Origin of the sequence: Paenibacillus silvestris (genome assembly GCF_009882985.1) — a bacterium.
Lineage (GTDB): Bacteria > Bacillota > Bacilli > Paenibacillales > NBRC-103111 > Paenibacillus_E > Paenibacillus_E silvestris.
Genome location: NZ_WTUZ01000020.1, coordinates 364,764 through 380,026, shown reverse-complemented (window position 1 = coordinate 380,026; position 15,263 = coordinate 364,764). Strand labels below are relative to the sequence as shown.

The following is a 15,263-nucleotide window of genomic DNA, read 5'->3' as shown; positions in this document are numbered from 1 at the left end:
AGGAATCTGGATGAAGGCTATGCATATACAGGGTGTGGACAAAGCTATCTCGCGCTTGATCATGGGTACTGGGGATTTGAGGAAATTGGAGGAGCCGGAACGGATGATGCTGGATGCTTATATTCGCGCAGGTGGAAACACCTTCGACACCGCTCATCAATATCGGAATAAAGAGGTTATTCTTGGCCAGTGGCTTGCGGAAAAGAAGCTCCGTGAGCAGGTCGTCATTCTTACGAAGGGGGCTCATCATGACGATGGCAGCCCTGGTCCGCGGGTAAATCCACAGGCAATCCGAAAGGATCTGTTGGAGAGTTTGGACAGATTAGGTACGGATTATGTGGACTTGTACGCTCTCCATCGTGATGATCCTGATGCAGCGGTAGGTCCGATCATGGAAGAATTAAATGAACATATTCAGGCATCGCGCATCCGGGCCATCGGAGCTTCAAACTGGTCTTTTCAGCGCATTCAAGAAGCGAATGAATATGCTGCTTCCCATGGGTTGATCGGGTTTACATTCAGCAGCCCTAATCTAAGTCTTGCTAAGCCAAATGAGCCCAGATGGGAGGGCTGTGTGTCGGCAGACTCAGACACCTGCGCTTGGCATGGGCGGAATCAACTGCCACTCCTTGCATGGTCCTCGCAGGCAGGAGGTTTTTTCTCGGGTCATTTTACGCCGGACAATCAAGAAAATCTTGAAATGGTTAGGGTTTACTATAGTGCTGACAATTGGGAGCGTTATCGCCGTGCGGCCAAGCTTGCCGCGGATAAGAATGTCAGCCCGATTCAAATTGCGTTAGCTTATGTGTTGAATCAGTCGTTTCCGACTTGTGCTATCATTGGCCCCAGAAATCCTGATGAGCTTCAATCATCTATTGAAGCTATGCATATTCAATTTACGCTAGATGAGCTTGCGTGGTTAAATCTAGAACGGGAGGGAGCTGCGAAATGATTAGACACAAGCTGGCAGCCCAGTTGTATACACTAAGAAATGAGCTTAAACAGGATTTTCCGAACGTGTTAAGAGAGTTGAAGAAGATGGGATGGGCAGCCGTCCAAATCGATGGATTGCATGGGTATCCTGCTGCAGACATTGCTGCTGTTATGAAGGAAACAGGACTGCGTACCGCAGGCATGCATGTTGGCTTAGATCGGATGAAAAACGATCTTGAGGCTGTATTGGAGGAAGCAAAGCTGTTCGATACCAAAGATTTGATCTGTCACTCCTTGCCGGATGGGCTGCAGAATCCGGAAGGCTACCTCAGCGTGCGCAGCGATTTGCATCAAGTTGCCTCTAAGGTCAGCAGCTCAGGTTATCGTGTTGGTTACCACAATCATGATTTCGAATTTCATACAACGATGGAAGGAAAGTTTGCGCTCGAATATTTGCTTGAAGACCCAGCTGTTTATCCGGAAATCGATACGTATTGGGTCCAAAAGGCGGGCCAAGATCCGTTGTCCTTCATCAGCCAGTATGCACATCGTATGCCGATTCTTCATTTGAAGGATATGACGGCAGACGGAAGGCAATATTTTGCCGAGATTGGTACTGGACTGATCGATTTTGCGCCTATTTTGGCATGGGGATTACAAAGCGGGGTTGAATGGTTCGCTGTTGAGCAGGACTACTGCCCAGGCAGCCCAATGGATAGTTTGGCCATCAGTTTAGCTCATTTGTTGGAGCTGGAGAAAAAATTGGTTTAGGTTGATTGAGCTTCGAGTTACAGGCTACAGGGTACGAAATACGAAATACGAAATTGAGATATTGGGAACTGTGGTCTTCTATTTCAGTGGAAATCGACTCTATGGCCGATGAGAGGGAACTAGGATCCTCTATTTCGCTAATTTCGGCTTAAATGTAGGTTTTTTAGGCGAAATAAGACCCTGTAGTTCTCCTGGCATCGCCATTTCGCGGATTTAGCTGAAATAGCGCCCTGTAGTTCCCTCGGGCGCATACAAATAAGGACTGTCCCCCAAAGAAGATTGTTTTCTTTGGAGGACAGTCCTTATTAATTTCCGCCCGAAGCAGCTTGCTGCTCGTTCTTCTGCTGCTTATGCGCCTGCGCGTCGATGACCTTGCCGCCTTTGTCACTTATCGCTGCGATCTGCATCGCGCTGCTGCCTTGGAAAATCCCGCCCTCCTGAATAATGAAGGAGCGGACATCGATGTTGCCCACCAGCACGCCGGAGCTAGTGACGATAAGCTTGCCTTTGGTCTGGATGTTGCCTTTCACTTTGCCAGCAATGATGACGTCGCGCGCCAGGATGTTGGATTGGACGACAGCATTCTCGCCAATCGTGATATCACCTGCGCATTCAATATCGCCATGCAGCTGGCCTTCAATACGAAGGCTGGCTTCGGACATGATTTTACCTTCGCAAATGGTGCTGCCCCCGATCAACGTGTCCGTTGTTTTCGTATCAATGCGCTTCGATTTTGAGCTTCCAAGCATTAGCGTTCATCCTTTCTATTGCTTATTAGATAAGGGGTTGGGTCAATGGGGACACGGTTTTTCTGTACCTCGTAATGCAGATGGGAACCGGTGCTTCGTCCTGTGGAACCAAGCAGGCCGATCAGCTGACCTTTTGTTACTGATTCTCCGCGTTTAACGAGCATTTTATGCAGATGCATATAACCGGTTTGAATGCCGCGCGAATGATCGACAAGGATACGGTTGCCGTATTCACTGTCGAAGCTGGCTTCGATTACTTTGCCTGAAGCCGTTGCATAGACGGGGTCACCTAACTCGCCGTCAAGGTCAAGGCCCGTATGCATGGACGGCTTGCCGTTGAAGGGATCTCTGCGGATGCCGAAGCCTGAGGTAAGACTATGCGTTGTGATGGGCCAGAGGGTTGGCGTGATGCTCCGCAAATAGTCGGCTTGCTGCAACCGTGCTTCGGACTCGCTGAGATTAATAAGCAGTGCGTTAATATCCCCGACTAAGCTAGAAAGCCCTTCTTTCGTGCTGCTAACAAGCTGAGTCACTTCCTGTGAACTGACCGGAACCTCGTTGCCTCCGACATCGGTGTCAGAAGCGGAATTACTTAAAGCGGGCAGCTTTTTGCTTGTCCTGTTTGTCTCTTCTGATTGGCTCATTAACTGTATGACATGATCTAGTTTCTTAATTTCTTCGAGCTTAATCTTGAACTCATCGGCTTGCTGGGATAAGTCAATCAAATTAGTTTGAAGCTGCTCAAGTTCATTATCTTTAAGTGTAATTTGATCAACTAGTTGGCGCTCTTGTCCATCGAACGTTCGCTGCAAGTTTTCTTTTGTTTGATGGGAGTAGGTATTCATAAAGTAAATCGTGACAAAAAAACCAATCAGCACGAGCAGGATCACGCTAGGCACAATATACAAGCTACTGTGCGGAAGCTTGAATCTTACGGTACGGCGGTTGGCGCCCGGAATGATCATTAAGGTTAGTTCTTTTTTACCCCATATGAATCTCAACCGATCCTCTTCCTTTCCGTAATAAAGTCCCCCCTCCTTGATTGGATTGTATTCGTAAAGAAGATGAGTCATGCCTAATTTATTATTTTGTGAGAATCTGCCAATGAATGACTTGATGCAGGACATACTAAATTTGGGTATAAATATGGGTGTAGGCAGCCTGCTCTGAACTCAACTTTTTAATGAAGAGTTACGTCTATAGGGAAGAGTGGCGCATGACAAGAATTGGAAGGAGTGAAGATGATGTTGAAGAAATATGTACCTATATTGGCCTTAGCTGTTATGACGCTTACCGGATGTGAGTCGTCAGGAACAACGAATGGAGCTGTGAATGTTTCCGACCCGCCGCAGTCGACTGCGGCTGCAACATCACAACCAACCGAGCAGCCAACCGCACAACCAACGGATACAACAACAACTCCCTCTGGGACACCTGTAGCAGGAACAAGTGATAAACCATCAAAAGTAGCTATGACTGGGGTGACGGCTGTCCGTTTAGCGGATGCCAAATCCGGATGGATTGGCGGCAATGGCTGGATAGCTCATACAGATGATAGCGGTGCGAAGTGGCAGGTTCAATATGAAGGCAAAGGCGATGTCAAACAATTGTTTGCTCTAAATGGTAAGGAAGCTTGGGCGAGTGTCGGAACGGAAGGCAGCTTGCTGAGCACCCAGGATGGAGGGCAACATTGGGCATCTGTTGGTAAAATGCCGAACACCGCATTCTTTCATTTTGTATCGAAGGGGGAAGCCTTCAGCGGGAATGCGCATACCGTTGATGGCGGTGCAAAATGGACGAATATGCCTATACCCGAAGGTATTACGGGAGATCCCTATTTCCATGATGCCAGCAACGGGTGGGCTGTCAAGCAAGGGAAAGGCACCGTGGAAGTTGTGAGAACACAGGATGGGGGCAAGAGTTGGAAGACCGTGATGTCCCGCAATAATGCCGCCAATCTCACAGGTGCCGTGATTCGTTCCGCCGGAGCGAACGATGCATGGATTGAGCTAATCGGGGAGTCAGGCATGACCCAAACGTCGTATTCCTTGTTCCACACGAAGGATGGCGGGAAGACCTGGCAGACGGTGCTCGCGAATAGCACGGCTGGAGGCGGGCCAGCCCCCGGTATCGCTGCAGGGGATACGGCAGGGCCGAAGAACACGGGCTCGAAGCCAGGGCCGCTATACGTCGTAAGTCCCGACGTAGCTTTCATGGGCGGCCAGTGCCCGAGCTGCGACAAGCCGAACTCCGTCGGATGGACGAAGGACGGCGGCAAGACCTGGGTGAACGGCAAAGAGACGTTCACGGGCTACGGCGAGCTTCTGCTGGGCATGGCAGATGCGAATCAAGGCTGGCTGATCACGAATGATAATGAGCAGCCGAGCGTGATGTACACCACCGGTACAGGTGGTGTGAACTGGACGAAGGTGCATACCTTCGATGCACCGAAATAACAATAAGCCTTACCGGAAGCGGACTGCTAACGGTAAGGCTTTTTCTCACATCCATGAAATTCCAGAGATTACGACCCCCTGACCTCGGGGGTGGGGTGAGAATGGTATGTGTAGACTTGCTATCTTTGCACATACACAGGAGGTCAGACATGCTAGCCCCTAAATATACGATTTCCACGCTAGTCATCGCACTTGCCGTGCTAATTGGTTTTACTGTGCAAAATCCAGAAAATATGGCGCTGAACGCGGCATATACGAATACGACGAATACAAATGCGAACGCGAACGATCCAAAGACCATAACGACGGAACCGACACTACCCGCTGAATCGGCGACTCCCGAATTAACGACATCGGCCACGCCAATAGCCAAGGGGATGATGGTGGAGACAGCAACTTCCACGTCATCTCCGGCGCGAACAGCAAAGCCAATTGCGAAGCCTGCAGCCACGCCCAAAGCAGCAACCCCAAGCCTCTCACCACCTGCGGTTCTACCTAGTGAAGTAGAGAGTAGTCCCACTGTGGCACCAGTAGCAACGGCAGCCGTGCAAGAGAACTTAGCACCACAAGCAAGTCCTACCCCATCTGTGGTGATTGCTGCGACTGCGACCCCGCCCATAAATAAGCCTGAACAAGTACGAGAAGGGGATGACCCTATTCCAGGTGTGAAGAAGGTGAATCTCGCTTCAGCCGAGATCGTGAAAATCAAGGAACAATACGAACAAACTGCGGATGCTTCCGATAACAAGGATGCAACGTGGCAACGCAAAGCCGACGCCATTATTGTCAAAGGAATGAGCTTCCTTGGCACCCCTTATGTGTTCGGAGCAAAGGAAGGTCAAACGAACTCGTTCGACTGTTCCTCCTTCCTCCAGTACCTGTTTGCGACCCAAGAGATAAATTTGCCGCGTGATGTAGGACTGCAAAGTGAGCGAGGGACCGAGGTGTCGATCGATGAGCTGCGCGAGGGTGATCTCGTGTTTTTCACCACACCCAAGCGAAAAAATAAAGAAGGTACCGATCAGATTGGCCATGTGGCGGTCTATATGGGTAACGGACTCATCCTGCATACCTTCCGCCTAGGCATCGGCGTAACGGTATCGGAACTCGATGCCGTTTGGAAAGATCGTTTTGTTAAGGCCAAGCGTGTGCTGTCTTAATGAATTTTCGCGGGGATGGCCTTGTTATAGCCCAGAAGCTCTGATACGGTGATTAACTTGTATCCTCTGTTTTTTAATTCAGGCAAAATAATCTTCAAAGCTTCGATGGTTTGCGTTGGACCTTCAATATAGTCATGAAACAGAACGATGTTCCCATTTTTTGCATTTTTAAGCACCGTATTCACAATACGATTGACCCCTGGAGTATTCCAATCCTTCGTATCCAGCTGCCAGCTCCACATAATCATTTTGTATCCCTCATCTTTAACGACAGACACAAGATGCTCGTTGTAGAAGCCACCAGGTGGTCGAAACAATTGTGCTCGTTGTCCTGTTTTCGCAACAATCAGATCTTCCGTCGTGTTCAGTTCTTTCTTGATGTTGGTATTCCGTCCGATGTAGGCATGGCTATATGTATGATTAGCAATCTCATGACCTTCTCGAGCGGTTTGTTCCAGTACATCAGGATAGAGCTGGATTTTGTTGCCGACAACGAAGAAAGTCGCCTTCGCATCGTACTGTTTAAGCAGCTCTAGAACTTGAGCCGTATACTTAGGATGTGGGCCGTCATCAAAGGTAAGGGCGATCACCTTCTCATCCGTATTCACTTCCCAGACAATTTCTCCGCGTGTTTCATAGTAGGTGCGGTCTTTTTTCGGAGCGGCACTGGCTGCTACGGGCTGCATCAACAACAAGCAAGTACACAAAGCTGCAATGATTCTCATGATGTCTCCTTCGCCTATTTGATACAAGTAGCGTTTCCAAATATCCTCAAAGGAATTCAAGATTTTGGGGGTTCGCTCCCGTTTCCAGTGCCATTCCCATTTCCGTTCGTACTTCCATTTCCATTGAAAAAAGTCGTCGTAAGCGCCTTGATTTTTTCCATAAATTTACCATACCCGTATCCGGTCAAAAAGGCGATAGAGATTCGTGCTGACATGGAATCGTCGACTTGCAGCAGCATAATGCCGCTCTCGAATAGGACGATAGTGATGATTGCGGAACCGAAACAGAGGATAGGCCGCATGAAATACCAGTACATCCACTGCGGAGTCAGGTCATGGTAATGCTCGTGGAACATCCTAAGGCCGTATAACGCTCCACCCAAAGCGCCTGCAAAGCCAAAGCAGGCATACTCATGGTACAGACTTACGTCAACGCCTAACAGCTTCCCCTGGACGGATCCGCTGCCGAGCACAGCCATCATCCAGAGACTGCCGATGAACCAGATGAGCAAATAAACAAAGATGATCTGCTTGCCGAAACGTTTCAAGGGGTCCAAAAAAAATCACCGCCCTATACATGGTTAATACCATTGTATGAGCGGTGTTGTTGTTGATGCCTGCCGATAGGGGCGTTGGTCGGATAACTTTAGGTACTGAATGATCGCTCTAGAGCAATCTTGGGCGCCGAATTTCTGATGCTTGCGAATCGTGATGCGGCGTTTCGAGAGCTCGGGATACTGTTCCAGCAACAGCTTGAACCAGTGGTCGACCATTTCGAGTGATGTAATCATTTGACCGTAACCTTGATCCTGGAAATACTGGCAATTCGTTTCTTCCTGCCCTGGAATGGCGCTGTAGAACAGCATTGGAATGCCTTTGGCCATGGCCTCTGTGCAGGTCATCCCACCAGGTTTGGTGATCAATAAATCCGAAATGTCCATCAGCTTATTAATCTCATTGGTGTATCCAATCAGGTGGATATTCGGCTGGCGGAAAATCTCTTCCTCTAAAAGCTGCTGGCGCGCTTTCTCGTTCGTTCCTAAACAGATGAGAAGCTGTATATCCTTGCTCCAACTTGCCAAATACGTTAGCAACTCTTCTTTTTCCTCTTTTTTAAAAACACCCCAGCCGCCGCCCATCACCATCACCGTAGGCATGGCGTTAAGCCCGAACTGCTTGCGGGTCTGCACTTTGCTATGCTCGAGATGGAAATCAGGGTGCACGGGAATCCCTGTGACTTCAATGTTCGTCTCTGGTACACCGCGGGCAATAAGACGATCCTGCACCTTCGGCGTTGACACAAGGTACTTGTCTACAGCAGGGTCAATCCAAGTGCCATGCACATCGTAATCCGTGATGACTGTGAACAGAGGGACCGTAAGCCCAGCACGTTTCAAGCGAGAAACGATGATGCTCGGAAAAGGGTGTGTGCACACGATAATATCCGGCTTGAGCTGCTGGATGATCGCTTTGGTCTGGGAATAAAACATCCGATGCAGGAAAAGTCCAGCGAAACGGCCCAGCGACTTTTCATATTGATTGCGGTAAAGCATACCATAGAGTTTGGGTTGTGAAGTAACCGTGCGGCGGTATGCCGAGAAGATCCAAGGTGCAAGGGTAGGGTGCAAAAATGCGCCGAGCTCGATAACACGCGTAATAATTTCCGAAGAGTTCTGTCTCAGCTCAACGGAAAGTGCGTGCGCAGCTTGTGTATGACCTTTCCCGAAGCCCTCAGATAAGAGCAAAATCCGTTTTTTTCGCAAGGAACTCACCTTTCTTTGACAACCATATCAATCTTATTCGTAGATTAGACGTAATTTGCGGGTAAATCCCTGCAAGTTAGACGCTAAGCGTTGCTTTCAGCTTCGATGCATAGCATTTGCGGCAAACGGGAACATAACTCTCATTACCGCCAATTTGGATCTGCTCGCCATGGAAAATAGGCTCTCCATCCTTGCAGCGCATATTCATGATCGCTTTCTTATCGCAATACCAACAGACCGTCTTAATTTCCTCAATCGTATCGGCAGCCGCAATCAGCGCAGTGCTTCCCTCAAAGAGTTGCCCCATGAAATCCGCCCGCAAGCCATACGCGATAACAGGGATGTTCAGATCATCGACAATCGTGATCAGCTGCGCGACCTGCTTTTTGTTCAAGAATTGAGCCTCGTCCACAAGAATACAGTTGGGAGACTCAACTTGCGCGAGTTCAATCATATCCAAAGTATCGTCTACAACAATGGCATTCTTTTGCATACCAATTCGGGATACGACCTTGCCAACACCAAAACGGTCATCAACGACGGATGTCAAAAGGAGAACTTTCTTGCCTTGTTCTTCATAATTATGCGCAACGCGCAGTACTTCAATGGATTTACCGCTGTTCATCGTACCATAACGGAAATATAATTTTGCCAAGCTGGCCAGTCCCCTCTGTAGGTCTAGGATCGAATGGATGTATGACTATATGTTAAAAAAATAAGTAGCTGAAAGAGATTGAAGCTCTTCTAATTTCACGGCAGCTTGGAAGCTTGTTTCCGAAGCTGGTTTGTCGCCGATCAGCGGCTGTTTCTTGTATATTTTACGAATATTAACTTCTATGCTGCCTTTAACTGGCTCTTCGGTAATTTGAATGCGATGCGGTTCGTACATTAAGACATTCATCGTGTCCCTAGCTACCTTGTTTGCACTTTGCAACAGCTCCTGAATAAGCTCGTGATCCAATAAGGATGGAAGCCGTTCTTTCATACCCGGGTTCTCTTCGCAGTGATGAGCAACCGCTTTGGCGAGCAGCGCATCCATGGCAAGGAAGGGTGGGCTTAGGAAAATACGGTGGTCTTCCACGACTGCATGAACGAGGGCCGCCGCCGTTTCTTCATCTGTTTCTATATAATTCCCGCGAAGGCGAAGCTTTCGGACGAGATCAGAAGGCGGCATGAGCTGCTGCCCAGCATAGGTAGTATCCCGCAGGAAACTGTCCAGATGATCAAGACCCATCAAGGAAGTTTTATTCGTTAGTGGGCTGTCCTGATTCAAAATAGACACGATCGCCGCTGGGGAGATCCCATGCTCAGTCAGGATGTCAGCAACTGTTCCGCTGAGGATCAATCGCTCTGTATGTTGGTGGTGGTCGTAACCGAGTGTCCGTTCCACCGCATGCGAAAAGGGCAAATGGCCGATGTCGTGCAAAAGTGCAGCAATGCGAAGCAAGGGTTCGTCCGGGCAAAAATGGGCCATCAAGGACCACACACCTACGGTGTGCTCGAACCGTGAATGGGTCATTGGTGAGAAAAGCGCGGATGCTCCGAAGTGATGCAAAAACTTCAAACGGCGAACCGGCTGCGATCGGAAAAGCTGGACTTCAACCGGATGGGCTGGTATGTGCCACTTATAAAGGGGCTCCCAAATCATCCCAGTCGAAAAAGTATGCTGTAGACTCAAAGCAGCGTTCCTCCTAGGCTGTGGAATCTGGATGTATATTTCATTTCAGCGCATTAGCTATCATAGCATGAAACATAGAAAGTTTGCTATCATGAGCGAATGAAAAGGCACCGTTAAACAGGCACGACAAGCTGCAAATCCAATGAAAAAGGAGGTAAATGGCCGTCCTCTAACGGTCCTTCCTTTTTTTAGGACTATATTATAAAAATATTAAAATGAAAACCTTTACATTTAGATTGAACTATACTATTTCTGGTGTTAATATAATATAAAAAATATTGGGACTATTTCATCAATTTGCATTATTCAATATATTCAGATGGAATAGGCGGCACCATGTTTCGACCATGTAATACTTTAAAGCGTACATTGGACAAAGTGAGTCCAAAAACCAGAAAAGAAAGGTTGCACAACATGACCAAAAACGGGTTACCCCCCAAGCAAGGATTGTACGATCCTCAGTTCGAGCGTGATGCCTGCGGTATTGGCTTCGTAGCCAATATTAAAGGTATTAAATCGCATGAAATCGTCAAGCAAGCGCTTCGTGTACTTTGCAATTTAGATCATCGCGGTGGTCAAGGCAGTGAGCAAAACACAGGCGACGGAGCGGGAATTTTGATGCAAATCCCGGATGCGTATCTCCAAATTGCTTGTGCGGAGGAGAACATCAAGCTTCCTGCAGCAGGTCACTATGGTGTAGGTATGGTCTATTTGCCTCAGGATCTGGAGGCACGCCAAGCATGCGAGAAAATTATTGAGCGCATTGTTAGCGAGGAAGATCAGCAATTCTTAGGTTGGCGAACTGTTCCCACGGATAACAGCTCACTTGGAGAATCCGCACAGTCGGCAGAACCTTTCGTACGTCAAGTGTTTATTGGAGAAAGCGCAGGTGTGGCGAGCAATCTCGATTTTGAACGGAAGCTGTATGTCATACGTAAACTTTCTGAAAACGCTATCAAGGCAGCGCAGCAGGATGCGCAATTTTACTATTCTAGCTTGTCTAGCCGAACAATCGTTTATAAAGGGATGTTGACGCCCAAGCAGGTCGACGCTTACTACGTAGAGTTGCAGGACGAGAAGGTAGAGTCAGCGCTTGCGCTCGTTCACTCCCGTTTCAGTACGAACACATTCCCAAGCTGGGAGCGTGCGCATCCCTATCGCTATCTCATTCATAATGGTGAAATCAACACCTTGCGCGGAAATGTGAACTGGATGTATGCACGTCAAGCGATGTGCGATTCAGAACTATTTGGCGAAGACTTCAAACGCATTCTTCCTATTATTGATACGGACGGCTCCGATTCACAGATGTTTGATAATACACTTGAATTCCTCATGCTTTCAGGACGCTCACTGCCACATGCAGCGATGATGATGGTGCCTGAGCCGTGGTCCAAGCATGAGTCTATGGATGACTCCAAAAAAGCGTTCTACGAATACCACAGCACACTCATGGAACCATGGGATGGACCGGCAGCAATTGCCTTCACGGACGGCAGCCAGATTGGCGCTATTCTTGATCGCAACGGATTGCGCCCATCGCGTTATTATGTCACTACGGATGATTTGATCGTTTTGGCCTCAGAAGTTGGTGTCCTGGATATTGAACCAGAACGAATTTTGTACAAAGATCGCCTCAGACCAGGGCGCATGCTGCTTGTTGATACCGTAGCAGGCCGCATTGTAGCCGACGAAGAAATTAAGAGCGGCATTGCCAGCGAGCAGCCTTATCGCGACTGGTTGAACGAGCATCTCGTTTCGCTCGAGGATTTGGATGATGCGCCTATCGTGCTAGGTTCCGATCACGACACGGTCTTGCAGCGTCAGCAAGCTTTTGGATATACATTTGAGCAGCTGCGCAAGGTTCTTGAGCCTATGGCCAAAACAGGCGTAGACCCTATCGGCTCTATGGGCACGGATGCGCCTTTGGCTGTGCTGTCCGACCGGCCGCAGCTGCTGTACAACTACTTTAAACAGTTGTTCGCGCAAGTCACGAATCCGCCGATTGATGCGAATTTCGAAGAGATTATCACCGCGCAGGGCACAACGATTGGGCCAGAACGCAATCTAATAAGCCCTGAGCCAGCGAGCTGCCGCCAGATTCGTTTGAAAACGCCGTTCCTCTCTAATGAAGAACTGGCGAAGCTGCGTCATATTCAGCGTGATGGTTTTAAGACAGTAACACTGCCTACGCTTTTCGAGGCCGCTCAAGGTACCGCAGGCTTGGAAAGCGCGATGCAAGCCCTTTATGCCGCCGCAGATACGGCCATCGAGGACGGTGCGTCCCTGTTAATTCTTTCGGATCGCGGTGTTGACAGCCAAAAGGCGCCCATTCCGGCGCTGCTGGCAACGTCAGGACTGCATCACCATTTGATTCGCCAAGGCACACGGACCAAAGTCAGCTTGCTAATTGAGTCGGGTGAACCGCGCGAAGTGCATCATTTTGCTTTGCTGCTTGGCTATGGTGCAGGTGCGATCAATCCGTATCTGGCTTTGGAAACGTTGGATGATATGATCAGACGCAACCAGCTTGTCGGTATGGATCATGAGAAAGCCACCTATAACTACATCAAGGCAGTGACCAAAGGCGTTGTGAAAGTTTTGGCCAAAATGGGCATCTCCACGATTCAAAGTTATCGTGGGGCGCAAATTTTCGAAGCGATCGGTCTCAGCCAAGAACTGATCGATGCGTATTTCACATGGACCTATACGCCGGTTGGCGGGATAGGTATCGACGTTGTGGCTACCGAAGCGGTGCTTCGTCACAAGCGTGCCTTCTCTGAGCAAGAGGGACGCGATAAGGTGCTCGATACCGGTGGGGATTTGCAGTGGCGCAGGGATGGGGAAGACCATCTGTATACACCAGAAACGGTGCATGCTCTTCAATCAGCGGTCCGTACGAACAATTACGCCCAGTACAAGAACTTCACGAAGCTCATCAAGCGTGAGGATGAGAAATATATGGCACTGCGCGGGCTGCTAGCCTTCAAGGCAGGCAGCGGGCCGATCCCGATCGAAGAGGTGGAGCCGATCGAATCGATCTTCAAGCGCTTCAAGACCGGAGCCATGTCCTACGGCTCCATCTCCAAAGAAGCGCATGAAACGATCGCGATCGCAATGAACCGCATCGGCGGCAAGAGCAACACCGGCGAGGGCGGCGAGCATCCGGAGCGTTTCACGCCGGATGCGAACGGCGACCTGCGCCGCAGCGCGATCAAGCAGGTGGCGTCCGGCCGCTTCGGCGTCACGAGCCATTATCTCGTCAATGCCGACGAGATTCAGATCAAGATGGCGCAGGGCGCGAAGCCCGGCGAGGGCGGCCAGCTCCCAGGCACCAAGGTTTACCCTTGGGTGGCTGAGGTTCGCGGTGTTACGCCAGGCGTAGGCTTGATTTCGCCGCCGCCGCATCACGATATTTATTCGATCGAGGATCTCGCAGAGCTGATCCACGATCTCAAGAATGCCAACCCTCGTGCACGAATCAGCGTTAAGCTGGTATCTGAGGTTGGGGTTGGCACGATCGCTGCCGGCGTAGCCAAAGGGAAAGCGGACGTGGTCCTCATCTCCGGCTACGACGGAGGAACGGGCGCGTCGCCGCAGACGAGTATTCGCCACGCGGGATTGCCGTGGGAGCTGGGTCTGGCGGAGACGCATCAGACGCTCGTGCTCAACAACCTGCGCAGCCGTATCACCGTCGAGACGGACGGCAAGCTGATGACAGGGCGCGACGTTGTAGTAGCTGCGCTGCTCGGTGCCGAGGAGTTCGGCTTCGCGACAACTCCGCTGATTACAATTGGCTGCGTAATGATGCGCGTGTGCCATCTGGACACATGTCCGGTTGGGGTAGCTACGCAAAATCCGGAGCTTCGCAAGAAATTTGCCGGCGATCCGCAGCATGTTGTGAATTTCATGACCTTCATCGCGCAGGATGTGCGTGAGTTGATGGCTGAGCTTGGATTCCGCACCATTGAGGAAATGGTCGGCCGCACAGATGTGCTTGAGTCTAAGCAAGCTGTAGCGCATTGGAAAGCCAAAGGCGTTGATTTATCGCCGCTTCTGCATCAGCCGGATGTTGGTGAGGACGTGGGTCGATTCTGCCAAATGGCGCAAGACCACGGCTTGGATCGCTCTTTGGACGTTAGCAAGCTGCTTGAGATCTGCGAACCCGCGATTGAGCGCAAGGAACATGTGCATGTGAGCATGGACATCGCCAATACGAATCGGGTGGTCGGCACGATCGTGGGCAGTGAAGTGACGCGCCGTCATGGTGTGGAAGGTTTGCCGCACGATACAATTCGCTTACACTTTAACGGCTCAGCTGGGCAAAGCTTTGGCGCTTTTGTGCCCAAGGGAATTACGCTCTCCCTTGAAGGAGATGCGAATGACTATGTGGGCAAAGGGTTATCCGGCGGCAAGATTGTTATTTTCCCGCCTGCCCAGTCCACTTTTGTCCCAGAAGAGAATGTCATTATCGGAAATACCGCTTTCTATGGAGCAACAGACGGTGATGCTTATATTCGAGGCATTGCTGGTGAGCGTTTCTGTGTTAGAAACAGCGGTGTGCGCGCAGTTGTCGAAGGCGTCGGCGATCATGGCTGTGAATATATGACAGGCGGCCGTGTTGTTGTTCTAGGCTCGACTGGCCGTAACTTCGCAGCAGGGATGTCAGGCGGAATAGCTTACGTACTCGATGAGAAGGGTGATTTTGCCGACAAGGTGAACAAAGAGATGATCCATCTTGAGCAAGTCGAGGAAGCTTTTGAAATGAATGAACTGAGAACGATGATTCAGCATCATGCTACATTTACGGATAGCAGCGTTGCCCACCGCGTCATTCAGCACTGGGATGAATACGTTTGGAAGTTCGTGAAGGTGATACCGAAGGACTACAAGCGGATGTTTGATGCCATCGAGAAGGTGAAACGATCCGGACTTGGCCAGCAAGAGGCAATCATGGTTGCTTTCGAGGCGAATATGCGGGATGTTTCCCGTGTCGGTGGGAACTAACGAATCAGAGCAGAGGCTTAC

The 15,263-nt window shown here is 49.8% G+C and carries 12 protein-coding genes; 5 read left to right on the top strand and 7 right to left on the bottom strand.

The features are described 5' to 3' along the window. The first annotated feature begins 10 nt into the window (after positions 1 to 10). Both GQF01_RS17050 and GQF01_RS17045 read left to right on the top strand, forming a co-directional pair. Entirely contained in the window at positions 11 to 952 is a 942-nt protein-coding gene (locus GQF01_RS17050) for an aldo/keto reductase (RefSeq protein WP_161407926.1), read from the top strand. Then, complete coding sequence (locus GQF01_RS17045) at positions 949 to 1,704, top strand: sugar phosphate isomerase/epimerase family protein (protein ID WP_202556420.1); 756 nt, start codon at positions 949 to 951, stop codon at positions 1,702 to 1,704. Before GQF01_RS17050 ends, GQF01_RS17045 begins: the two co-directional genes overlap by 4 nt. Positions 1,705 to 2,009: 305 nt before the next feature. Here GQF01_RS17045 and GQF01_RS17040 read toward each other — a convergent pair whose 3' ends face one another. Then, positions 2,010 to 2,453 (bottom strand): bactofilin family protein, encoded by a 444-nt coding sequence (locus tag GQF01_RS17040; protein ID WP_161407925.1) that lies wholly within the window; start codon positions 2,451 to 2,453, stop codon positions 2,010 to 2,012. Further along, on the bottom strand, positions 2,453 to 3,454 hold the full coding sequence (locus GQF01_RS17035) for a M23 family metallopeptidase (RefSeq protein ID WP_235959842.1): 1,002 nt from the start codon (positions 3,452 to 3,454) through the stop codon (positions 2,453 to 2,455). Before GQF01_RS17035 ends, GQF01_RS17040 begins: the two co-directional genes overlap by 1 nt. A gap of 243 nt (positions 3,455 to 3,697) precedes the next feature. On the opposite strand from GQF01_RS17035, the gene GQF01_RS17030 reads away from it, so the two are divergent. Both GQF01_RS17030 and GQF01_RS17025 read left to right on the top strand, forming a co-directional pair. Then, complete coding sequence (locus GQF01_RS17030; RefSeq protein WP_235959840.1) at positions 3,698 to 4,909, top strand: WD40/YVTN/BNR-like repeat-containing protein; 1,212 nt, start codon at positions 3,698 to 3,700, stop codon at positions 4,907 to 4,909. Between the two features lie 149 nt (positions 4,910 to 5,058). Next, positions 5,059 to 6,069, top strand: a complete 1,011-nt coding sequence (locus GQF01_RS17025) for a C40 family peptidase (protein ID WP_161407922.1) — start codon at positions 5,059 to 5,061, stop codon at positions 6,067 to 6,069. On the opposite strand, the gene GQF01_RS17020 is transcribed toward GQF01_RS17025, so the two are convergent. The 5 genes from GQF01_RS17020 to GQF01_RS17000 all read right to left on the bottom strand — a co-directional run bounded on the left by GQF01_RS17020 (position 6,066) and on the right by GQF01_RS17000 (position 10,235). Then, positions 6,066 to 6,794, bottom strand: coding sequence for a polysaccharide deacetylase family protein (locus GQF01_RS17020; RefSeq protein WP_202556418.1), 729 nt, complete (start codon positions 6,792 to 6,794; stop codon positions 6,066 to 6,068). The two genes, GQF01_RS17025 and GQF01_RS17020, sit on opposite strands and share 4 nt — an antisense overlap. Positions 6,795 to 6,850: 56 nt before the next feature. Beyond that, entirely contained in the window at positions 6,851 to 7,351 is a 501-nt protein-coding gene (locus GQF01_RS17015) for a hypothetical protein (RefSeq protein ID WP_161407921.1), read from the bottom strand. A gap of 24 nt (positions 7,352 to 7,375) precedes the next feature. Further along, positions 7,376 to 8,557 carry an MGDG synthase family glycosyltransferase gene (locus tag GQF01_RS17010; protein WP_161407920.1) on the bottom strand — a complete coding sequence of 394 codons (1,182 nt, stop codon included), beginning with the start codon at positions 8,555 to 8,557 and terminating at the stop codon, positions 7,376 to 7,378. A 76-nt stretch (positions 8,558 to 8,633) separates the two neighbouring features. Beyond that, on the bottom strand, positions 8,634 to 9,212 hold the full coding sequence (locus GQF01_RS17005) for a thymidine kinase (protein WP_161407919.1): 579 nt from the start codon (positions 9,210 to 9,212) through the stop codon (positions 8,634 to 8,636). 45 nt (positions 9,213 to 9,257) lie between these two features. After that, positions 9,258 to 10,235, bottom strand: coding sequence for an HD domain-containing protein (locus GQF01_RS17000; protein ID WP_161407918.1), 978 nt, complete (start codon positions 10,233 to 10,235; stop codon positions 9,258 to 9,260). A 414-nt stretch (positions 10,236 to 10,649) separates the two neighbouring features. Between GQF01_RS17000 and gltB the strand changes: the two genes are divergently transcribed. Next, on the top strand, positions 10,650 to 15,242 hold the full coding sequence (gene gltB / locus GQF01_RS16995) for a glutamate synthase large subunit (protein WP_161407917.1): 4,593 nt from the start codon (positions 10,650 to 10,652) through the stop codon (positions 15,240 to 15,242). Positions 15,243 to 15,263: the final 21 nt, after the last annotated feature.